16 protein-coding genes and 2 pseudogenes are annotated in these 21398 nt (G+C 59.1%); 11 read left to right on the top strand and 7 right to left on the bottom strand.

What is annotated here, in order from left to right; translation table 11 throughout:
* From ALO64_RS21665 to ALO64_RS21640, 6 genes and pseudogenes are all read right to left on the bottom strand, one after another.
* Nucleotides 1–614: pseudogene (locus tag ALO64_RS21665) on the bottom strand (4'-phosphopantetheinyl transferase family protein); the annotation flags it as partial.
* Nucleotides 611–4651: a Pls/PosA family non-ribosomal peptide synthetase gene (locus ALO64_RS21660; RefSeq protein ID WP_044343895.1), complete on the bottom strand. Its 4041-nt coding sequence runs from the start codon at nt 4649–4651 to the stop codon at nt 611–613. The pseudogene ALO64_RS21665 and the gene ALO64_RS21660, both read right to left, overlap by 4 nt.
* Before the next feature lie 328 nt (nt 4652–4979).
* A complete protein-coding gene (locus ALO64_RS21655; protein WP_005735085.1) occupies nt 4980–5483 on the bottom strand; it encodes a GNAT family N-acetyltransferase in 504 nt (167 codons plus the stop codon).
* A 117-nt stretch (nt 5484–5600) separates the two neighbouring features.
* A complete protein-coding gene (locus tag ALO64_RS21650) occupies nt 5601–6896 on the bottom strand; it encodes a M20 family metallopeptidase (RefSeq protein WP_044343894.1) in 1296 nt (431 codons plus the stop codon).
* 302 nt (nt 6897–7198) lie between these two features.
* The gene (locus ALO64_RS21645) at nt 7199–8425 is read right to left on the bottom strand and encodes a type II toxin-antitoxin system HipA family toxin (RefSeq protein WP_031596855.1); all 1227 of its coding nucleotides are present in this window, start codon (nt 8423–8425) and stop codon (nt 7199–7201) included.
* Nucleotides 8425–8748, bottom strand: coding sequence for a helix-turn-helix domain-containing protein (locus tag ALO64_RS21640; protein ID WP_044343893.1), 324 nt, complete (start codon nt 8746–8748; stop codon nt 8425–8427). The genes ALO64_RS21645 and ALO64_RS21640 overlap by 1 nt, the downstream gene beginning before the upstream one ends.
* A 311-nt stretch (nt 8749–9059) precedes the next feature.
* Between ALO64_RS21640 and ALO64_RS21635 the strand changes: the two are divergent.
* From ALO64_RS21635 to ALO64_RS21590, 11 genes and pseudogenes are all read left to right on the top strand, one after another.
* Nucleotides 9060–10133, top strand: a pseudogene (locus ALO64_RS21635) (FUSC family protein).
* Between the two features lie 10 nt (nt 10134–10143).
* Nucleotides 10144–10605, top strand: a complete 462-nt coding sequence (locus tag ALO64_RS21630) for an Lrp/AsnC family transcriptional regulator (RefSeq protein ID WP_044343892.1) — start codon at nt 10144–10146, stop codon at nt 10603–10605.
* A gap of 150 nt (nt 10606–10755) precedes the next feature.
* Nucleotides 10756–12435, top strand: coding sequence for a flavin monoamine oxidase family protein (locus ALO64_RS21625; protein ID WP_044343891.1), 1680 nt, complete (start codon nt 10756–10758; stop codon nt 12433–12435).
* Nucleotides 12436–12449: 14 nt separating this feature from the next.
* On the top strand, nt 12450–13244 hold the full coding sequence (locus ALO64_RS21620) for a carbon-nitrogen hydrolase family protein (RefSeq protein WP_044343890.1): 795 nt from the start codon (nt 12450–12452) through the stop codon (nt 13242–13244).
* Nucleotides 13245–13426: 182 nt separating this feature from the next.
* Nucleotides 13427–15736: a pyrroloquinoline quinone biosynthesis protein PqqF gene (gene pqqF, locus ALO64_RS21615; protein WP_044343889.1), complete on the top strand. Its 2310-nt coding sequence runs from the start codon at nt 13427–13429 to the stop codon at nt 15734–15736.
* A gap of 135 nt (nt 15737–15871) precedes the next feature.
* Nucleotides 15872–15946: a pyrroloquinoline quinone precursor peptide PqqA gene (gene pqqA, locus ALO64_RS24805; RefSeq protein ID WP_003422658.1), complete on the top strand. Its 75-nt coding sequence runs from the start codon at nt 15872–15874 to the stop codon at nt 15944–15946.
* An 88-nt stretch (nt 15947–16034) separates the two neighbouring features.
* Entirely contained in the window at nt 16035–16946 is a 912-nt protein-coding gene (gene pqqB, locus ALO64_RS21610; RefSeq protein ID WP_002555560.1) for a pyrroloquinoline quinone biosynthesis protein PqqB, read from the top strand.
* A gap of 8 nt (nt 16947–16954) precedes the next feature.
* The gene (pqqC, locus tag ALO64_RS21605; RefSeq protein ID WP_002555561.1) at nt 16955–17710 is read left to right on the top strand and encodes a pyrroloquinoline-quinone synthase PqqC; all 756 of its coding nucleotides are present in this window, start codon (nt 16955–16957) and stop codon (nt 17708–17710) included.
* Nucleotides 17707–17991 (top strand): pyrroloquinoline quinone biosynthesis peptide chaperone PqqD, encoded by a 285-nt coding sequence (gene pqqD / locus ALO64_RS21600; protein ID WP_002555562.1) that lies wholly within the window; start codon nt 17707–17709, stop codon nt 17989–17991. The genes pqqC and pqqD overlap by 4 nt, the downstream gene beginning before the upstream one ends.
* Entirely contained in the window at nt 17984–19153 is a 1170-nt protein-coding gene (pqqE, locus tag ALO64_RS21595) for a pyrroloquinoline quinone biosynthesis protein PqqE (RefSeq protein ID WP_044343888.1), read from the top strand. Before pqqD ends, pqqE begins: the two co-directional genes overlap by 8 nt.
* Nucleotides 19116–20942, top strand: coding sequence for a S9 family peptidase (locus tag ALO64_RS21590; protein ID WP_044343887.1), 1827 nt, complete (start codon nt 19116–19118; stop codon nt 20940–20942). Before pqqE ends, ALO64_RS21590 begins: the two co-directional genes overlap by 38 nt.
* Before the next feature lie 84 nt (nt 20943–21026).
* On the opposite strand, the gene ALO64_RS21585 is transcribed toward ALO64_RS21590, so the two are convergent.
* On the bottom strand, nt 21027–21188 hold the full coding sequence (locus tag ALO64_RS21585; protein WP_002555565.1) for a YqaE/Pmp3 family membrane protein: 162 nt from the start codon (nt 21186–21188) through the stop codon (nt 21027–21029).
* Nucleotides 21189–21398 lie beyond the last annotated feature (210 nt).

Below are 21398 nucleotides of genomic sequence, written 5' to 3'. Positions count from 1 at the left end.
AAAATTTCTGACAGTCTCACACATCGAGGCCATTTCAAAGCCACTACCCCAACCATGTTCGTCCCCAATTCAACCTCGATGCCCACGCCCTCCAACTGCCCCACCTCTATCCATTCCCCCAACTCACGACCATGCAGTTTCAAAAACGCTTCTCGCTCACACCAGGCCCTGGCAAACGCGACCGGGCGCATCGTCTAGGAAACATCCCGCAGTCGCGCACCTACATCTGGCCCGAGATAATCCCGCGCAACAACCTGCCAGTCCGGTACAGGCTGGACCTGCATCAAGTCCACACCCACCGCTCCGTTGAGATTGACCGCAGCCAGAGAGAATCCAGCTTCGTGGCTGATGGAAAAACCGGGCTCCGGCAGGCCGTCGATCATCAATCGCGGCGCGAGACCTGGGGCGCTGATGAACGTGATCGCTTCCGATGGCAATTCGAGCCACTGCTCCACGGCGGTTCGCACGCAAGCCCGAATGCGGTTTCTGGCCTCATCTCTTGCACAGCCTGGCCTGGTGACGCATCTGACCAGCAATACATTCTGCCGAGGGAAGGACTCTGGAGGGGCGAGCCGGCCATCTTCATCGAATGCCCAGCTCGCCCCGCGTTTCATGCCCTGTCAGGTGCCGCCGGGCAGCCGGCCCAGCGACTGCACGCGGGGATATGCTCGCCTTTCATCACCAGGGTCAGTGGGCCAAGGTGCGCATCGTTGCCGACTACGGCGCTATAGAGCACGGCGCTACGTGGGCCCATGTACACGCGCTCGCCGATGCTGACGTGATCAATCTTCATGACCCGGTCTTCGAACAGGTGTGTTTGCGGGCAGGCACCGGCATTCAGCTCACTATCTGCACCGATGCTGACGCAGTCGAATTCGGTGATGTCGGTTGTGTCCATGTAAACCCCTCGGCCAATATTGCAGCCGAGCAGGTTGAAGGCCAGCGGCAACCACGGAGTACCGCGCAGGTAGCGCATGAAGTTTGGTGCGGCCATGCCTTCATAGAGGCTGGTGATACCTTCCGAGAGCCATACGAATGGTGTCCACATAGGGTCTGCGCGTTTGCGATAGCGGCCCATCACCAGCCATTTCAGGGCCGCGATCAGCAGAAAGTTACCCACGCTGTACGCCACGCCGATCACTGCAAGGTAGGCCAGCACCGCGCCCCAGCGCTCGTCGTCGGCGAGAGGCATCAGGTCAAGCATGACCGTGTAGCCAACGGCGATCACTACCGCGTGCGGGGTGACAATGCGCACGCCTTCGACCAGTCCTCGGGCCAGGCGGCGCAGCGGTGAAGGCTTGAAGGTCAGTGATTCGGGAGCGCCACTCACCTGCTCGCGGGCAGGCAGGTGGATCGGTGGTGAGCCCAGCCAGGTGTCGCCGTCGACCATTTTGCTGTTGTGCGGCGCGCAGGAATGGACGCCGATCAGGACGTTTTCCGGCAGCACCGTGCCATCTGAAATGTAACCGCCGTTGCCGACAAAGCTGCGATTGGATACGACTGTGGGTTGCATGGTCATCCAGCCGCCATCGATACGCTCATCGCCCAGCATCACCGCATCGGCGATAAAGGTTTCATCGCCCAGGGTCAGCATGTCCGGGATGACGCCCTGTGCGCTGGAAATCTCGGCGTCGCGCCCCACTTTCGCACCCAACAGTCGATACCAGAAGGGCGAGTACACCGTGGCGTAGATACCGGAAAGCACATTGAGGCTGGCCTCTTGAATCTGACTGATCAGCCACTTGGCGCAATAAGTGTTGCTGTGTACCGCGTAGCGACCCGGCTTGAGACGTGGAAAGACGATCCAGCGCAATGCGGCAGAGGCCAGAACAGTCGCGACAATCAGCACCGCACTGGCCGGGAACGCGAGCAGGAAATAGCGCGCCAGTTGTCCCAATGGTCCGCTGCCCTCGAACCATGGCAAGACGTTCTGCGTGTCGAACCAGTCGATCAGGAAAAAGGTCGGGAAGACCGGGATGAAGAACAGCGTCGCGACCAGCAGAACGCCGAACACGAAGAACAGTTTTTCTGCCCGCAAACGCGCAGGGCTGGTCACAGGCCGCGCAGGTTGGCCGAGCGTGTCGAACGCGCCGACATCACGCGCAGGTGAGCCCTGCCAGATACGACCCGCCGGAACCTCCCGGCCGTCGGCCATGGCCGATTGCGCCTCAAGATGCCCCCACGGACCGATAGCCGTATTGCCCTCCATGATCACGTAGGAACCGACACAGGCATTGTCCTGCAAGGCGATACGTCCCAGATGCAGCTGACCCCGCTCGACGCGTGCGTTCTCGAAGCTCACGCCGTTGCCGACGCTGACCCCGTCACCGATTTCAAGCAGGTCGTGGGCCCGCACCGTGGCCCCGCCGATAATCACTTCCTCACCGATCTTTGCTCCCAGGGCGCGCAGCCACAGGGGATAAAGCGAAGAACCACTCAACAGGGAAGTCGGTGCCGACTCGACCATACGGTCGGCGGCCCACCAGCGAAAATAAGTGACACCCCACAATGGATATATTCCAGGCTTCAGGCGACCAACGATCAGCCATTTGGCCGCCCACGCGATGAAAAACTGCAGAACGGTGGCAATCAGAAACACCGAGATAGAAGCCAGAGTTGCCAAAGCCACTGAGTCGTCAGGCGAACCGGTAAGCAAGTGGTAGGTAAAGAACGGCGCGAGCCACTGGGTCATTCGCAGGCTGACCATTACCGGCAATGCCAGAGCCTGAGCCACGCCGCAACGCCAGCGACGCCACGCGGACGGAGGCGTCCAGTCGACCGGGGCAGCCATCTCTTGCGGTGCTTGATCCAGCACTTCGGCAATCGCGCCGATACGGCGTTGCTGGTAAATGTCGCGCACGGTGATTTGTGCAAAGCGAGGGTTCGCCCGCAAGGCCGAGGCCAAACGTGCTGCAAAGAAGGAGTGCCCGCCCAGATCGGTGAAAAAGTCCGCATCGCGGCGGATCGGCATGCCAGGAAAGAGTGTGGCCAACGCAGCAAACAGTGCGATTTCGCCTTCAGTTTCAGCCACGTCGGACTCTGCGCCAGCACCCGCGGCATCAACCGTCAACGGGCGGGCCTTGAGTGTTTTGCGGTCGATTTTTCCGGACGTGAGGCGCGGCATGCTGTCGAGCAACTCGAAATGCCCCGGCACCATGTACGACGGCAACCGGGCCTGCAAGACCTTGCGCAGCTGGCTGGTGAATGTGGAGTCCGTCGATCTGTCGCAAACCAGATAAGCAATCAGCTGATCAACGCCACCCTCGTTGCGCAACAGGACGGCAACAGTACCTACGCCGGGCTGTTGCGCCAACAGCGCTTCAATCTCGCCCAGTTCGACGCGAAAGCCACGAATTTTCACCTGATCATCGGCACGTCCCAGGCATTGTACTTGCCCTTCATCGTCGATCCGCGCAAGGTCGCCGGTTCGATACAGGCGCGCATCGTGATAGCCGGTGGACCACGGGTTAGGCAGGAATTTTTCCTGGGTCAGATCCGGTCTGCCCAGATAACCTTCAGCCAGACCGGGGCCAATGATGCACAGTTCGCCGACTTCGCCACGGGGCAGCAGGCTGGGTGCCAGGCTGCTGCCGACCGCTGGGTCATTGGCGATTACCAACAGACCATAATTGGGGAGCGGCGTACCAATCGAGACCGGGCGACCACGCGACAACCGCGCCAGACTCGCCGACACAGTGGCTTCGGTGGGCCCGTAGGTGTTGAACATTTGCCGGTTCGGCGTGGCCCAGCGGTCGACCAGCGACTCAGGGCACATCTCGCCGCCCAGATTGATCACCCGCAGGCAGGGGACGTCTTCGCTGAACAGCGCCAGCAAGGTAGGCACCGCGTGCAAAACGCTGATGCGCTGCTCGTTCAGCAGACGTGGCAGGGTTTCGGGGTCTCCGCTGGTTTCCTTTGGGCCTATCCACAACGTTGCGCCCACCAGATAGGCAATCCAGATTTCCTCGAACGACATGTCGAATGCCACGGAAAAGCCCTGGTAGACCCGGTCGCTGGCGCAGATACCGAGTACCGCGTTTTCGCTGCGCAGGAAATGGCAGATGCTGCGCTGGGAAATCAGGATGCCCTTGGGCTTGCCGGTGGAGCCGGAGGTGTAGATCACGTACGCAGGATGATCGGGAAGCACGCCACTGCGGCGCACCAACGCTGCGTCGGTCTGTGTCAGCAGCGCTTCGGCCGTCCATACGTTCAGACCGCTACCAGCCAGCAACGGGCTCAGCGCGTTGCAGGACACCAGCCCCACTGCGCTGGCATCGTCCAGGCATATTTGCAGACGCTCCACCGGAGTGTCCTGATCCAGAGGCAGCCAGGCGGCACCCGCCTTGGCGATACCGGCCTGCATCACCAGAAGCTCAATGCCTCGCGGTAGCCACAGACCAACGATGTGCCCAGGCCTTACGCCAGCCTTGATCAGCGCAGAAGCCACCTGATCAACCTGCCGGTCCAGCTCCCCATAACTGATCCGGTGCTCGCCGAAGATCAGTGCCACTTGCTGCGGATTGCGCCGGGCGCTGGCTTCCAGCAAATCGGCCAGCACTTCCTCGCGCAGCAGTTCAGGTTGAATCGGACCGTAAATCACGTCCGCCGATTGTTCGTTCTGGCAGGTCTGCAGCAGGTTCAGGTTATTCATGGCAGCAAATATTCGCTCGTCTGAAGGAGATGCCTGAGATTTCTGGTTATGGGGTCAGAGCCGGTCGATCAGCGAGTGGCGTGCATTTTGTGGTGACAAGGTGTCCACAATATTTCTGTTTTGATACATTTTGGCTGGAGCGCTGCAGCTCTCACCGCGGTGAAAGAACAGGCTGGCAAGGCGAATATGGCAAAGACTGGCTGTACGAATCTTGAACAACAAAACGAAGATGGCGGATAGCCAACAAGGCATTTATGTATCGACCTTGCAGCTCGATGAGGAAAGCGCAGTTCGCTAAAGTGGATTGCATCCATGACTTTGGCATGGGTTAAAGCAGACGCCACAGGGTCTCACGCGTCGCAGGATCGAAAGTCTGCGACTGACGCTTCATGACGCGCCTTAACCCATCGCCAATACAATCCGTCGGCATCGGACAGAACCCATGCTGACGAAACCATGGGCCATTCCAGGGTGGTTCGCGAAATGTTGTCAGGCTTACCGCATCAGCCCGACGCAAATGCGCGTATGCCACGACAGACGACAGCAGGCTTTTTCCAACGCCCTTGCCTGAAGCAAGAAGTTCGACCGAGATATTGTCCAGGTATAAGTAATCATCCAGTAGGCGCATGGCTACGAAACCGATGACTTCATCGCTATGCCTGTCTACAGCAACCATGACCCGGCAGGCTTCGAATCTGTCTGCGCCCAGCGGTGGGCTTTCGGCGACATGAGCCAAAGAGGGAATGATCGTATACCGCTGGCGAGCCCGCGCAGAGAGACGCTGCAACTGCTCCAGATCGTTGTCATGCGACAACCGCAGATCAAATTCCATCTGGCTTTTCTCCTTGGCTGGTCAACACTGCAGGTGAGGACGGCAAAACGCATCAGGTGCTGCCGTCGGCCTTGTGCTCTTCAGCCAGGCAGGGCTCAGCGCCCGGCTGAAGAACAGCTATTTGCCATAGCGGCTGATGAACAGCGCGGCGCGTTTGGTCACCACGGGCAGCGAACCCAGATCGATGGTTTCATTCTCGCTGTGGGCACCTTGCCCCCACGCGCCAAGACCGTCCAGGCTCGCCGTTACATATTTGTTCACATAGGAAATATCGGCACCGCCTCTTTCCGCTGACGGAGCCGATTCCAGTGCAGGTCCATCAAGGTCCTGGCTGACCTTGCTGTAGGCTTGCAGAAGTTTGCGATTACTTTCGCGATCAACCATGACCGGCATGATTGCCTTGATCTTCAACTCGCTATGAGTCTGTGGCAGCGAGTGACTGGCTATTTCCTGCAGGCGGGCTTCGGCAGAGCTTCGCTGTTCTTCACTGCTGAACCGCAGGTCGCCATGCACGGACACTATTCTGGCGATTGTGGTTTTTCTCCCCGAGGCAGTGCCTTGCCCGTTTGGTACATCTTCCTGGGCTGTGGCGCCGCCCAGAATGAGCCCAGGGTTGATGGTCAAGCCTTGCTCACCGGAGAGTTTGGAGCGAATTTCATCAAGCACCCGGGCCGACTCGTACACCGCACCGAAACCGGTTTCAGGCTGAAAAATAGTCGCTGAGTGTTTGTCTATGCCGGTACTGGTCAAAAACCATTCGCTCAATCCTCTGCGCTCGGTGATTAACTGATTGGGCGACAAGGCGAATTCAAAGCCCAGTGCTATGTCACTTCTTTTGGCTTCGGCAATCAGCCATTCTCTGGAAATTTCAGTCGGCTTGGCCGCCAGCTCTTCGTCACCAACCAGGACCACAGAGATATTCATGTCCTGCAATGCGCCGCTGTGTTTCAGCGCCTGCAAGGCGTAAAGAATGGTGACCAGGCCGCCCTTGTCGTCGATCACTCCGGGGCCTTTGGCTTTTTTGCCGCCATCTATCAATGGATACTCCTGAAACTTGCTGGTGGCCGGAAACATGGTATCCAGATGGCCTATCAGCAAGATTCGTTTCGCAGACTTGTTACCGTCATGCACCGCGACAAGGCTACCGGCATGGTTCATCCCTGCGGGCAGCTCGTGCCAACGGGTATCGAAGCCCAGCGCTTCCAACTCTGCCTTCATCAGATCACCGACCTTGACGACACCGTCCACGTTGTCCGTGCCGCTGTTGATGTTCACCAGTTTTTCAAGCAACGCGACCTGCTCGACACTGTGACTGTCGACGTACGAAGTAATGCTCTGTTCATCGAGCATCGTTCCTGCCAATGCGCCATGGCAGAAAAACAAAGTCGTGAGCAGGGAAATACTTTTTTTCATGGAAGATAAACTCCGCTTGGCCATTAGTGATGACCGGGGCATTGCGCCCGGGATCTCATCAGATTGCCCACAAGGAGCGATGCTCTGCCGTCCTAAGTGTCGGGAAGGCTGATACGGTTCCATTGCGCCAGCAAGTGAACCACTATGAAGGCGGACGAACGGTAGTTGAAATTTTTGGGCCCGAAACAACGTCTGGACGGTGAGCCGAATAGCCAGCACAATCGGCTCACCTTATGAGCCGATTAAACCCGTATTCGGCTCACCTCAAAGGCATATCCAATGTCCGAACATCTCTGGATCTACTAGCGCTTCAAACGCGCTGCACTGGTCGCATCGACCGCAGCATCCAGCTCTGCACCGGCCAGAAATTGACTGTAATAGTCGTGCAGCTCGGCTTCCCAGCCCGCCACTTCATCAAGAGCTGCCTCGGCTTCTTCCTTGTTCAGGGCAAAGTGGGCGTGCTGGCTGAGCAGGTTGCCCCGGTTAAGACGTGGCCCTTCGATACCGACTGACATGGCGAGTGCCTGAGCAGGCCCTTCGTCCAGAATCGGCAGTACGTCGTACAGCGGCGATAACCTCCAGACGCCTTCTTTCCAGATGACGGCATGGTTACGAGGATGATCGTCGGCGTTACCGACCAGTACGTTATAAGCCATGCGTCGGTACAGTTCCTGTCGGTCCTGGTCTGGCGCACCACGGCGATACAACTCATCTGCAAGTGCTGCATATTGCCAGTCCGGGTGTGTCCGAGCCTTCCACTCGGCGTCCAGCAAGGTCAAACCGCTGAGCATCGGCAGCCGGCGAAAGCGCCGGGTCGGCTCATCAAAGACGCGGTCGAAGCGCTCGACCAGAAGCGTATTGATTCGCTCGCCGCGATACAAAGAGGTGTTGGCCGCCTGAAGCCCTTTAAGCCCTGCGAACGTCATGCAGGCATGCTCCACAGAGGGCAGGTCATAGTGATCGAACTTATCGCGAGGCTTGGCCAGAATCAGTTTTCTGTCGCCCAGATACGTTCGCTTCGGACGAGCGCCGCCAGCGGAGGATCGCTGATCCCTGACTTTCAGCGCCTCTAATTGCTCACCACTAAGCTGGCTGTCGTAGATCGCTTCACAGGCATCAATGAAATGATCAAGCCCCTTGGCATGCAGGGCTTTGGGGGGCGTCTGGCCCAGTCCGTCCTGTGCTGTGCGAGCCAGTCCGGCCATGATGTTGCCCGCCCTGTCGCTGTTGGGAGATTTGAGCAAAAGCTGTATCGGGTCCAATGGGCCTTTTTCAACCCGATGCAACAACCGCTCCCCCCAGCCATCGGGCATGGCGTCATCGATAAAGCCCGGCACACCGCCATTTTTCGGCACGGAATAGGCCCGCGCAGACAACGGATACCTGAAGGGGTCCGGCACCCAGATGTTCTCCTGCACTGCATCAGGTGAATACTGAAACGTCCCGACACCGGACTGGATCGTCAATTTGCCCAGCGTTAGTGTCTGTCCGCTGACAGGACACTCCATATAAATGTAGGCCTGAGCCATCAGAAGTCCTCCGGCTTGCTTCTAGGCAGGCGAACGCGCTTGCGGTCGGCCGCTTCAAGCTGTTCGACGCTAAACGACTCGTCGTCTCGCAGCCCCTGAAACAAGCGCTCTGACACACCCAGCCCCCAGACCACCAGCATGAAGTCGCGCAGCGATACGCCGTCTGCGCTGCCTGCTTCGATGCGTCGAAATGTACGCAGCGAAATGCCCAGCCGCTCGGCAAGATCCACTTGCCGAACGCCCTGTTGTAGCCGGGCCTGCTTTACCAGCAGGGCAATCCACAACAGCGTGTCGCTGCATTGAACGGGGAAAAAAGCTTTCATGAGCAGTTACCAGCGAGCAGGCGCGGGGGTTCAAGGAATCACAAAGTAGCACGTTTGCAGGCTTGAACCTGTAGATAATAGATCATAAAAGCACACATTAATGACCATAAAGCCTCATATAAAGGCATCTTAAAAAGTGCTGGATTTCATCCTTACTGAATTCAGATCGTGATTACTACCGCTTGAATCCACGATGTCATGTTCACTGATCACCAACATACACCACCCATCTCCTCTCAAAATGTGGCTTACTGAGACCTGCCATCATCCAATCAGGGAATCTCTTCCCTACCCTCGCGGTCTCTTAACGCATGACGAATTCGCGCTCTGCTTTCATACCCTCCTGGCTTCGCCCTGTTCTGCGTCCGCTGCTGGACCCATATCGCCGTTATCGGCATGCGCGGCTGATCCACGCGGCGCGGATTGCGGTGGGCTTGCTGGTAACGATTCTGTTGACCACGGGCCTCAATCTGCCTCATGGCGAGTGGGCGTCGGTGACAATGCTGATCGTCATCGGCGGTTTGCAACACCACGGCAATATCGGCAAAAAGTCAGTCGAGCGCGCCTACGGAACGTTGATCGGAGCTGGTCTTGGCCTGATCGTGGTGGTCCAGCAGGGCTATCTGGAAATGCCGCTACTGACGTACGCGATGATGTCGGTTATGTGCGGTTTTTTTGCTTATCACGCTATCGGCAAAGGCGGTTACACCGCGCTGCTGTCGGCGATAACGCTGTTTATCGTGGCCGGTCATGGCTACAACCCGATCAGTGACGGGTTGTGGCGCACCGTAGATATTTTGATCGGTATCGCGCTGGCGCTGGCGCTGGCCTTCTCCTTCGCCCTGCCACTGTATGCCGTGTTTTCCTGGCGCTACAACCTGGCCAGTGGCTTGCGTGACTGCGCCAAGGTCTATGGACGCATCGTGCAAGGCCAGCCGGTCACCGCTGACGAGCATCTCAAGCTGACCGCCAGGCTCAACGCCACGATGCTGCAATTGCGCTCGCTGCTGCCGTCGGTTTCCAAGGAAGTGAAGATGTCCATGGTCGAGCTGGACGCCATTCAAGGCCATTTCCGCATGTGCCTGAGCACCCTGGAGATTCTCGCCAATATTCGCCCTGCCGATCTGGATAAAGTGGCGGGCGAGTCGTTTAAAACTTCACTGGATAACGATTAACGGCAGATACGTCGTCAGTTGATCGGCATGGCTCGCGCGCTGCAAACCGGCGCAACCGAGCGTCTGGTGCGCACATCGGAAAGCGCTCCCGCGCAGCCGGTCATTCCAGCCGAGTTGATGGGCTATCACTTGATGACTCAGCAACTGGCACAGAACCTGGACGGGCTCCAGGCACGCCTGGCCAAGACCGCTAAACGCTGGAAGTTTTAAGGAAATACCCGTGCCCGATACCCGCCCGCCCGTGCTGGACGAAATTGATCGACAGTTGATCGCAGCGCTGCAAATCAATGCACGCGAAAGCGTCGCCATGCTCGCCCGTCAACTGGGCATCGCCCGTACCACCGTCACCTCCCGGCTGGCACGCCTGGAAAGCAGCAAGGTGATTACCGGCTATGGCGTGCGCCTTGGCCAGCGAGTGGTCAGTGGCGGATTGCAGGCGTATGTCGGCATCACCGTGCAACCTCGTTCGGGCAAGGAAGTGCTGCGCCGACTCAGCGCCATGGCGCAGGTGCAGCAGTTATGTGCGGTCAGTGGCGAGTTCGATTACGTCGCCTGGCTGCGCACGGACTCTCCCGAGCAACTGGACCAACTACTGGACCTGATCGGCAGCGTGGATGGTGTCGAGAAGACCAAGACATCGATCATCCTCAGCAGCAAGATCGACCGCGGCCAGCCGGTATAAGCAAGCCATAGCTGCACGAAACCATACAAGATGACCAAAATATTCGTCACTTTGCATAAATAAACAGCATACCGACGACACTTTGCGTCTTATTAACGTGCCCGCCCTTCTCTAGACTGTTGTTTTCGCCGTTGCCCATCAAGGTCCGTCATGAAGAACAACCGTCACCCCGCCAACGGCAAAAAGCCGATCACGATGTTCGGCCCCGACTTCCCCTTCGCCTTCGATGACTGGATCGAACACCCGAAAGGTCTGGGCAGTATCCCGGCTGAAAATCATGGCGCGGAAGTAGCGATTATCGGTGCCGGTATCGCCGGGCTGGTGGCGGCCTACGAGCTGATGAAGATGGGCCTCAAGCCAGTGGTGTACGAAGCCTCCAAGATGGGTGGGCGGTTGCGTTCGCAAGAGTTTGAGGGTGCCAAAGGCATCGTTGCCGAACTGGGCGGCATGCGCTTTCCGGCGTCATCGACCGCATTCTTTCATTACGTCGACAAACTGGGCCTTGAGTCCAGGCCCTTTCCCAACCCGCTGACCGCCGCTTCCGGCAGCACCGTCATCGACCTGGAAGGCACCACCTATTACGCGCAAATGCTCTCGGATCTGCCGGCGCTGTTTCAGGAAGTGGCCGACGCCTGGGCCGACGCACTGGAAAGCGGCTCGCAGTTCGGTGACATCCAGCAGGCCATCCGTGACCGTGATGTGCCGCGCCTCAAAGAGCTGTGGAACAAGCTGGTGCCGCTGTGGGACGACCGCACCTTCTACGATTTCGTCGCGACGTCCAAGGCCTTCGCCAAACTGTCTTTCTATCATCGCGAGGTATTTGGTCAGGTAGGCTTCGGCACGGGCGGCTGGGACTCGGACTTCCCCAACTCGATGCTGGAAATCTTCCGCGTGGTGATGACCAATTGCGATGAGCACCAGCACCTGATCGTGGGCGGCGTGCAGCAGGTGCCGGTCGGTTTGTGGAGCCATGTGCCCGAGCGTTGCGCACACTGGCCCAAGGGCACCAGCCTGTCTTCGCTGCACCGCGGCGCACCGCGTCCTGGCGTAAAACGCATTGCCCGCGCCGAGGACGGAAGCTTTTCCGTGACTGACAACTGGGGCGACACCCGGCAATACGCCGCCGTGCTGACCACCTGCCAGAGCTGGCTGCTGACCACGCAGATCGAGTGCGAAGAATCGTTGTTTTCGCAGAAGATGTGGATGGCCCTGGATCGCACGCGCTACATGCAATCCTCGAAGACTTTCGTGATGGTCGACCGTCCGTTCTGGAAAGACAAGGACCCGGAAACCGGCCGCGACCTGATGAGCATGACCCTCACCGACCGCCTGACCCGTGGCACTTACCTGTTCGATAACGGCGACGACAAGCCAGGCGTGATCTGCCTGTCCTACTCGTGGATGAGCGATGCACTGAAGATGCTCCCGCAGCCCATCGAGAAGCGGGTGAAGCTGGCGCTGGATGCCTTGAAGAAGATCTACCCGAAAGTGGACATCGCAGCGCGCATCATCGGCGACCCGATCACCGTTTCCTGGGAGGCCGACCCGCACTTCCTGGGTGCCTTCAAAGGTGCGCTGCCGGGCCATTACCGCTATAACCAGCGCATGTACGCGCACTTCATGCAGCAGGACATGCCCAGCGAACAGCGCGGCATGTTCATCGCCGGTGACGATGTGTCCTGGACACCGGCCTGGGTTGAAGGCGCAGTGCAGACATCGCTCAACGCCGTGTGGGGCATCATGAACCACTTCGGCGGCAAGACTCACGCCGAGAACCCCGGCCCCGGTGACGTGTTTCATGAAATCGGCCCGATTGCACTGGGCGACTGACAGAAGGAAAAACCATGCGCATTGCGCTGTATCAATGCTCGCCGTTGCCGCTGGATATAAGCGGCAACCTGACGCGTCTGGAACAACAGGCCCAGGCTGCCGCAGAGCAAGGGGCACAACTGCTGATCTGCCCGGAGATGTTCCTGACTGGCTACAACATCGGTGCACAGGCGGTCAGTGAACTGGCGCAAACGCAGGATGGTCCGGCAGCGTCGCGCATTGCCGCCATCGCGCAAGCCAGCGGCATTGCAATTCTGTACGGCTACCCGGAGCGCGGGCCTGATCAGCAGGTCTACAACGCCGTGCAGTTGATCGACAGCCAAGGCACACGTCTGTGCAACTACCGCAAGACCCATCTGTTCAGTGAGCTGGACAGGTCGATGTTCGCAGCAGGCGAGGATCATTACCCGGTGGTCGAATTGAACGGCTGGCGTCTGGGCATGTTGATTTGCTACGACGTGGAGTTTCCTGAAAACACCCGTCGGCTCGCGCTGGCAGGGGCCGAACTGATTCTGGTGCCGACCGCGAACATGCTGCCTTACGACTTTGTCTGTGAAGTGACCGTACGGGCGCGAGCGTTCGAGAACCACTGCTACGTGGTGTACGCCAACTATTGCGGCAGCGAAGGCGAAATTCGTTACTGCGGGCTCAGCAGCCTCTGCGCACCGGACGGCAGCCGCCCGTTGCTGGCAGGTCAGGACGAAGGCTTGCTGGTGGGGACGCTGGACAAGGCATTGCTGGCCCAGGCCAGGACGGTGAACGACTATTTCGTCGATCGTCGGCCGGGGCTGTATACGTCGCTGACTTGATCCCGAGGCGTCACGCTGGGCGGTGCTGCACTGGAGTGACAATCTCGATTATCGTGCGACGCTCCGCGTCGGCATGCAGTTCTGGACGCTCCGCGTCCTGCCTTGGTTCAGCCATGCTCGCGAACTTCGCCGGTTATCCGCTAGCATGATGCTTTGCATTCCCTGCTGCCGTGGACACCCTCATGCCTGCCCCGCCTTCCTCTGACATCAAACGCCTCACGCTGGCCAACGGCCTGAATGTGGTGCTGTGTCACGAACCGCGCCTCAAGCGCTGCGCAGCTTCATTGCGCGTCGCGGCGGGCAGCCATGATGCGCCGCGGGCCTGGCCGGGGCTGGCGCATTTTCTGGAGCATCTGTTGTTCCTCGGCACCGAGCGCTTCCCTGCCAGCGAAAACCTGATGACGTTCGTGCAGCGCCATGGCGGTCAGGTCAATGCCAGCACACGCGAACGCACCACTGACTTCTTCTTTGAGCTGCCGCAGGCGGTCTTTGCCCAAGGGCTGGAGCGACTGTGCGACATGCTTGCCCGGCCGCGCATGACCATGGCCGATCAACTGCGCGAGCGCGAAGTGCTGCACGCCGAGTTCATCGCCTGGGTCGGCGATAGCGCATCACGCGATCAGGCGCGCCGGCTGGCATCGATCAATCCACAGCATCCGCTGCGCGGCTTTCATGCTGGCAATCGTTACAGCCTGTCAGTGCCCAACCCTGCGTTTCAACAGGCGTTGCAGGACTTTTATCGATGCTTCTATCAGGCAGGGCAGATGACCCTGTGCCTGAGTGGGCCGCTACCAATGGCCGAGCTGGAAACACTGGCAATCAACCATGGCGCAATGTTCGCCAGTGGTCTGAAGGCCATACAACAAACGCCCCCACCGCTGATTGCCAATCGACCAAAGGCTGACGAGCAAAACCACCTGCTGTTTGCCTTTGAGGACTTGCCGGACAAGTCTGACAAAGCGCTGGCGTTCTTCTGTCACTGGCTTAATGCAACTCAGCCGGGCGGACTGATTGCCGAGCTGGTCGACAGGGGCCTTGCCAGCTCCCTGAAAGCCGCACCGCTGTACCAGTTCGGCGGGCAGCTCTTGCTTTATATCGAACTGAAAGATGCCCTCGCGAAAACTCTCACCATCAACAGCCTGTTTTTCAGCTGGCTCGATTTTTTCAAGACTCACTGGCCGTTGCTGGTCGAGCAATACCAACGCCTCGAACAACGCCGCCTGCACATGCTCGGTGCGTTGGCGCTGGCACATCATTACTGTCGCGAGACGCCTGCGCAGTTAGGCGCGCAAGGCCAAGAGGCATTGCGCGCGCTGCTCGAACAGTTCACGCCCGACGCGCTGATCGGCTCCGCACTCGCCGATACCCACAGCATCGAGCAGGTCAATTGGCGTTTGCCAGCGCCGAATCCGTTTCTCGATACGGCATTTACCAACAGCGATGAAGCCGCGTTTTATCTGCGCTGGGAACTGCCCTCCCCGCAGCCAACCCTCTGGCGGATGCTCGATACAGGGCTCAAGCCATTGATCGAAGACGCACGTCAGGCTGGTGTGACCCTGACGTTCAGTGCTTACGGGCCTTATTGGCAGCTTCAACTGAACGGCCTGCGCGAGCCGATGGTTGCGGTTATCGAACACGCCCTGCATCGCCTGCAGCGCGCTGAGCCCGCATCGCTGGCAGGCGACGAACCTGAGCTGATTCCGATTCGTCAGTTGCTCAAACAGCTTGCCGATCATTACCTGAGCAGCGAACCGCCGCTGACGGTTGGCGATCTGCCAAGCGTATGGGCGGCTTCGCGCTGGATCAGCTTCGCCAGTGGCTTCTCTGCTGCCAGCCAGCCCTTGATAGACGCCACATTGAATGCAGCACCGGACGTTCGGCCAACAGACTCGCCAAAGCCGCCCGCCACTTTCCCAGGCAAACGCTGGGCGACTGAAGCATCGTCCTCGTCGGAAGACGCAGTGCTGGTGTTTTGCCCGGCCCTTACGGCCTCCATTGAAGATGAAGCTGCTTGGCGGTTGCTCGCGCACGTGTCACAAGCGCTCTTCTACCAGCGGCTGCGGGTCGAGCTGCAACTGGGTTACGCCGTGTTCAGTGGCATCAGACAGATCGATGGAAGGACCGGATTACTGTTTGGTGTTCAATCGCCCTCCTGCGACGCAGGGCAGCTTTTTCAGCACATTGAGACGTTCATCGGCAGATTGCCCGAGCGGGTTCGCGACGCAGATGTGTCTGAGCAGATAAAAGCCCTTTCAGCCCAATTCGAGCCGTCGAGCATGCCGGACCAGCAGCAGGCGGAAATGCAGTGGCAAGCGCATCTTGCCGGCCATCAGGGTAGCCACTCGCAGGCGTTGCAACGCGCTCTGTCAAATCTGGATACACACTCGTTACTCACTGCTACGGAGCAGCTGACCAATGCCACTGGCGGCTGGCTGATCGTGGCCAATCGCCCTGCCAACGCGGCCATCCCGCTATCCTTACCTGAACGGTAATGGTCTTTCCTGCAGATTCCAGTCCTGCGCAATTGTTAAATTGAGTAACATAGCTCCCTAACTATCTGAACGTATGCCTTCAGCGATGCACTAAGATGTAGTCACCAACCGCAGCACTTATCCGAGGAGATTTTTATGTCGTGGACTAAACCTGCTTACACTGATCTGCGTATCGGTTTTGAAGTCACCATGTACTTCGCAAGCCGTTGATTTCAGTGCGCTGTGAAGCCTCGGTTCGCCGGGGCTTTTTTTATGGTTGTGGCTGTTTTTTATTTCAGAACGTGTGCCAGGAGCTGTCATGTACATCCAGATTCTAGGTTCTGCTGCTGGTGGTGGATTCCCCCAGTGGAACTGCAACTGCGTCAACTGCGCAGGTTTTCGCGACGGTAGCCTGCGTGCTCACGCGCGGACCCAGTCGTCGATTGCGCTGTCCGACGACGGCATAAACTGGGTGCTGTGCAACGCCTCACCGGATATCCGTGCGCAACTGCAGAGCTTTGCGCCAATGCAGCCGGGGCGCGCATTGCGCGACACCGGCATCAGCGCGATCGTGTTGATGGACAGCCAGATCGACCACACCACCGGTTTGCTCAGCCTGCGCGAAGGCTGCCCGCACCAGGTCTGGTGTACAGACATGGTCCATGAAGACCTGAGCACCGGCTTCCCGTTGTTCGAAATGCTCAAGCACTGGAACGGCGGCCTGAACTGGAACCGCATTGAGCTGCAAGGCAGCTTCGTGATCCCTGCCTGCCCGAACCTGCGTTTCACGCCCTTCCCGCTGCGCAGCGCCGCGCCACCGTATTCGCCGCACCGTTTCGACCCGCATCCGGGCGACAACATCGGCCTGCTGGTCGAAGACACCCGCACCGGCGGCAAGCTGTTCTATGCCCCGGGCCTGGGCAAGGTCGATGAAGCACTGGCCGAGAAGATGCGTGACGCCGACTGCCTGCTGGTCGACGGCACAATGTGGGACGACGACGAAATGCAGCGCCGTGGCGTCGGCACGCGTACCGGCCGGGAAATGGGCCATCTGGCACAGAACGGCCCCGGCGGCATGCTGGAAGTCCTCGAAGGCTTTCCCGAGCAGCGCAAAGTGCTTATCCACATCAACAACACCAACCCGATTCTCGACGAAGACTCCCCGGAACGTGCGGAGCTGGTTCGTCGCAACGTCGAAGTGGCCTTCGATGGAATGAGCATCGAGCTTTAGGAGCTGACATGAGCGAAGCGACTGCACTGTCCCCCGCCGAATTCGAACAGGCCTTGCGCGCCAAGGGTGCCTATTACCACATCTATCACCCGTACCATGTGGCGATGTACGAGGGTCGTGCAACCCGCGAGCAGATTCAGGGCTGGGTCGCCAACCGTTTCTACTATCAGGTGAACATTCCGCTCAAGGACGCGGCGATTCTGGCCAACTGCCCGGATCGCGAGATCCGTCGCGAGTGGATTCAGCGCTTGCTTGACCATGACGGTGCGCCAGGCGAAGACGGCGGCATCGAAGCCTGGCTGCGCCTCGGCCAGGCCGTGGGGCTCGACCCGGACCAACTGCGCTCTCAGGAACTGGTGCTGCCAGGCGTGCGTTTTGCCGTCGACGCCTACGTGAACTTCGCCCGCCGCGCCAATTGGCAGGAAGCGGCCAGCAGCTCGCTGACCGAACTGTTCGCGCCGCAGATCCACCAATCGCGCCTGGACAGCTGGCCGCAGCATTACCCGTGGATCGACCCGGCAGGCTACGAGTATTTCCGCACTCGCCTGGGCCAGGCCCGACGCGACGTGGAACACGGCCTCGCCATCACGTTACAGCACTACACTACATATGAAGGCCAGCAGCGCATGCTGGAAATCCTGCAGTTCAAGCTCGATATCCTGTGGAGCATGCTCGATGCGATGTCCATGGCCTACGAGCTGAACCGCCCGCCGTATCACAGCGTTACAGACCAAAAAGTCTGGCATAAGGGGATTACGCTATGAAGCACGATCCGCAGTTCCGAGCGTTGACACCCAAATGGCATCAAGGCTATCGCTTTCAGTACGAGCCTGCGCAAAAGGCGCATGTGGTGCTTTACCCTGAGGGCATGATCAAACTCAATGATAGCGCTGCCCTGATTGGCGGGCTGATCGATGGCAAGCGCACCATCACCGCCATCATTCATGAGCTTCAGCAGCAGTTCCCCAATGTTCCCGAACTGGGCATGGACGTCGACGAGTTCATGGAAGGCGCCAAAAAGAAAAACTGGATCGATCTTGTCTGACCTGGCCCCCGTCACCAACACCCCGTACATACCGCCCACTCCCGAGGTCGGGCTGCCCCTGTGGCTGCTCGCCGAGCTGACCTATCGCTGCCCATTGCAATGCCCGTATTGCTCCAACCCGCTGGATTTTGCCAAACAGGGCAAGGAGCTGACCACCGAGCAGTGGTTCAAGGTCATGCAGGAAGCGCGGGAGATGGGCGCGGCACAGATCGGCTTTTCCGGCGGCGAACCGCTGGTGCGCCAGGACCTTGCCGAGTTGATCGCCGAGGCGCGGCGCCTGGGTTTCTACACCAACCTGATCACCTCGGGCATCGGCCTTACCGAAGAAAAGATCATCGCCTTCAAGGAAGCAGGCCTGGACCACATCCAGATCAGCTTTCAGGCCAGCGACGAGCAGGTCAACAACATGCTCGCCGGCTCGAAAAAAGCCTTCGCGCAAAAACTGGAGATGGCCAAGGCGGTCAAAAAGCACGGCTACCCGATGGTGCTGAATTTCGTCACCCATCGGCACAACATCGACCGCATCGACAAGATCATCGAGCTGTGTCTGGCGCTTGAAGCGGACTTCGTCGAACTGGCCACCTGTCAGTTCTATGGCTGGGCGCACCTGAATCGCCTCGGCCTGCTGCCGACCAAGGATCAACTGGTCCGCGCCGAAGCCGTCACCAATGAATACCGCGTCCGGCTGGAGGCAGAGAATCATCCGTGCAAGCTGATTTTCGTCACGCCTGATTATTACGAAGAGCGTCCCAAAGCGTGCATGAACGGCTGGGGCAATATCTTCCTGACCGTGACACCGGATGGCACCGCACTGCCCTGCCACGGCGCACGGCAGATGCCGATCCAGTTCCCCAATGTGCGCGACCACAGCATGCAGCACATCTGGTACGACTCGTTCGGCTTCAATCGCTTCCGCGGTTACGACTGGATGCCCGAGCCGTGCCGCTCGTGTGACGAAAAGGAAAAGGACTTCGGCGGATGTCGCTGCCAGGCCTTCATGCTGACTGGCGATGCTGCCAATGCCGACCCGGTGTGCAGCAAGTCCTACCATCACGGGATCATCACTCAGGCTCGCGACGAGTCCGAAACCGCTACTCAAACCATTGAAGAGCTGGCCTTTCGCAATGACCGAAACTCACGACTCATCGCAAAATCCTCCTGAACGCCTGAGCGCCGCACAAGCAGTCGCTGCAGGCGTCGACTTCGCCGAACTGGATGTCAGCTCGGCGGGCCTGTTCTGGAACGAATACCGCCCCGAAGACGGCGCCTGTCGTATCTGGCACTGGTACGCGAACAGCAAGCGCTGCCTGACGCCACAAGGCTTCAGCGTTCGCAGCCGGGTGTATGAATACGGTGGTGGTTCGTTCTGTCTGGCCGACGACGCGCTAGTGTTAGTCAATGAGCGCGACCAGCAATTGTACCGCCAGACGCTGGACGCCAGCGCGCCGGTTGCGCTGACGGAGGGCGACAAGCGTTATGGCGGCCTGTTCTTTAGCGGTGGTCAGATTCTCGCCGTTGAAGAAGACCGCAATACGCATCGGCTGGTCGCTATCGATCTGGCTGACGGGCAGCGCCGATTGCTGGCAGAAGGCGCTGATTTCTACGCATCGCCGATCATCAGCGCCGACGGCAAGCGCCTGGCCTGGATCGAATGGCAACGCCCGCATCAGCCGTGGACCAGCACCCGCTTGATGTGTGCAGCGAGACAAGACGACGGCAGCTGGGGCACTGCGCAGTGTGTTGCAGGCGAAGGCGCACAAGAGTCGCTGCAACAGCCACGTTTTGACGCCCACGGTCGCCTGCATTGCCTGACTGATCGCGCTGGCTTCTGGCAGCCGTGGGGTGAATCGCCTTCCGGGTTTGCGCCGCTGCCCGCCAGCCCGGCCGATCACGCTTCTGCGCCTTGGCAACTGGGCAGCTGCACCTGGCTGCCAATCAACGATGGCTATCTGGCGAGCTGGATCGAAGACGGCTCCAGTGTTCTGGGGCTTTGTCAGGCTGACGGCAGCGTCGAGGATTTCAGCGTTGGCTACAGCCGCTTTCGCAGCCTCGCCATTGACGAAGAGTTCGTGTATTGCATCGCGGCATCCGCGGTGAGCACATCTGCCGTGCTGGCTATTTCTCGCCACGACGCCGGTGTTCAGGTGCTTGCCGGGGGAGGCTCGCCGCTGCCGCCCGAACTGATCAGCCGCCCTCAGCCGCTGCGTTATCCCAGCGGTGGAGCCGAGGCCTACGGCTATTTCTACCCGGCCATGACCGGCACGCAAAAACCGCCATTGGTGGTGTTCATCCATGGCGGCCCGACTTCCGCCTGCTACCCGGTGCTGGACCCACGTATTCAGTATTGGACACACCGCGGCTTCGCCGTGGCAGACCTCAATTATCGCGGCAGCAGCGGCTACGGTCGCGCCTATCGGCAAGGCCTGCACCTGGCATGGGGCGTGGCGGACGTGGAAGATGCCTGTGCGGTTGTCACGCATCTGGCGGGACGTGGCCTGATTGACGAAGGACAGGCCTTCATTCGCGGCGGCAGCGCGGGTGGTTACACCACACTTTGTACATTGGCCTTCAAGGATGTGTTTCGTGCAGGTGCCAGTCTTTATGGCGTCAGCGACCCGGTAGCACTGGCCAGGGCCACGCATAAATTCGAGGGCGATTACCTGGACTGGCTGATCGGCGACCCGGACAAGGACATCGAGCGTTATCAGGACCGAACGCCGCTGTTGCACGCAGACCGCATCAAGGTGCCGGTGATTTTCTTTCAAGGCGAGCTGGATGCCGTGGTAGTGCCCGAACAGACCCGGGCCATGCTCAAAGCCCTGCAAGACAACGGCATCAAGACTGAAGCGCACTTCTACGCAGACGAGCATCATGGATTCCGCAAGGCGAGTAACCTGGCAGATGCTCTGGAGAAAGAATGGCGTTTTTATCGGGATGTGCTTGATGCCTGATCAAGCCGTGTGATCGTTCCCGCAGCAGGGAACGATCAACGAGTGCTACTGCGTGGTCGGGCGACCTTGTTACTTGCGCGAGAGTTACTTGCGCGAGACGATGATGTAGATCGCGTGGATGATCCCCGGGATATAACCCAGCAGGGTCAGCAGGATATTCAGCCAAAAAGCGCCAGCAAAGCCTACTTGCATGAACACGCCTACCGGAGGCAGCAGAATGGCGAAAATGATACGAATGATGTCCATGAAAAGCTCCTGATTGAATTGGCTCTGATTGGCCATACAGCTAATCGACCCTGGCCGTCGGTGAGGGTTCAACCGGCTCTGGCACCGCGCCATTATTCTTTCTCGGGAGAGGATCAGGACAAGCGTTGCACTGCGGGCACAGCATCGTGTGCTGCGAGCGGAAAGAAAACAGAATCGTCAAAACGCAAACAAAGAAAACCCCGCCTAAAG

Source organism: Pseudomonas meliae (assembly GCF_001400515.1).
GTDB lineage: Bacteria > Pseudomonadota > Gammaproteobacteria > Pseudomonadales > Pseudomonadaceae > Aquipseudomonas > Aquipseudomonas amygdali.
The sequence above is the reverse complement of the archived record's forward strand: the minus strand, read 5'-3'. Positions and strand labels throughout refer to the sequence as shown.

Coding starts and splice junctions, on each gene's coding strand:
- pqqD (WP_002555562.1), top strand. CDS start 17,707: ATGAAGCACGATCCGCAGTTCCGAGCGTTGACACCCAAATGGCATCAA.
- ALO64_RS21655 (WP_005735085.1), bottom strand. CDS start 5,483: ATGGAATTTGATCTGCGGTTGTCGCATGACAACGATCTGGAGCAGTTG.
- ALO64_RS21625 (WP_044343891.1), top strand. CDS start 10,756: ATGAAGAACAACCGTCACCCCGCCAACGGCAAAAAGCCGATCACGATG.
- ALO64_RS21640 (WP_044343893.1), bottom strand. CDS start 8,748: ATGAAAGCTTTTTTCCCCGTTCAATGCAGCGACACGCTGTTGTGGATT.
- ALO64_RS21660 (WP_044343895.1), bottom strand. CDS start 4,651: ATGAATAACCTGAACCTGCTGCAGACCTGCCAGAACGAACAATCGGCG.
- pqqB (WP_002555560.1), top strand. CDS start 16,035: ATGTACATCCAGATTCTAGGTTCTGCTGCTGGTGGTGGATTCCCCCAG.
- ALO64_RS21645 (WP_031596855.1), bottom strand. CDS start 8,425: ATGGCTCAGGCCTACATTTATATGGAGTGTCCTGTCAGCGGACAGACA.
- pqqC (WP_002555561.1), top strand. CDS start 16,955: ATGAGCGAAGCGACTGCACTGTCCCCCGCCGAATTCGAACAGGCCTTG.
- ALO64_RS21650 (WP_044343894.1), bottom strand. CDS start 6,896: ATGAAAAAAAGTATTTCCCTGCTCACGACTTTGTTTTTCTGCCATGGC.
- pqqF (WP_044343889.1), top strand. CDS start 13,427: ATGCCTGCCCCGCCTTCCTCTGACATCAAACGCCTCACGCTGGCCAAC.
- ALO64_RS21620 (WP_044343890.1), top strand. CDS start 12,450: ATGCGCATTGCGCTGTATCAATGCTCGCCGTTGCCGCTGGATATAAGC.
- ALO64_RS21585 (WP_002555565.1), bottom strand. CDS start 21,188: ATGGACATCATTCGTATCATTTTCGCCATTCTGCTGCCTCCGGTAGGC.
- ALO64_RS21590 (WP_044343887.1), top strand. CDS start 19,116: ATGACCGAAACTCACGACTCATCGCAAAATCCTCCTGAACGCCTGAGC.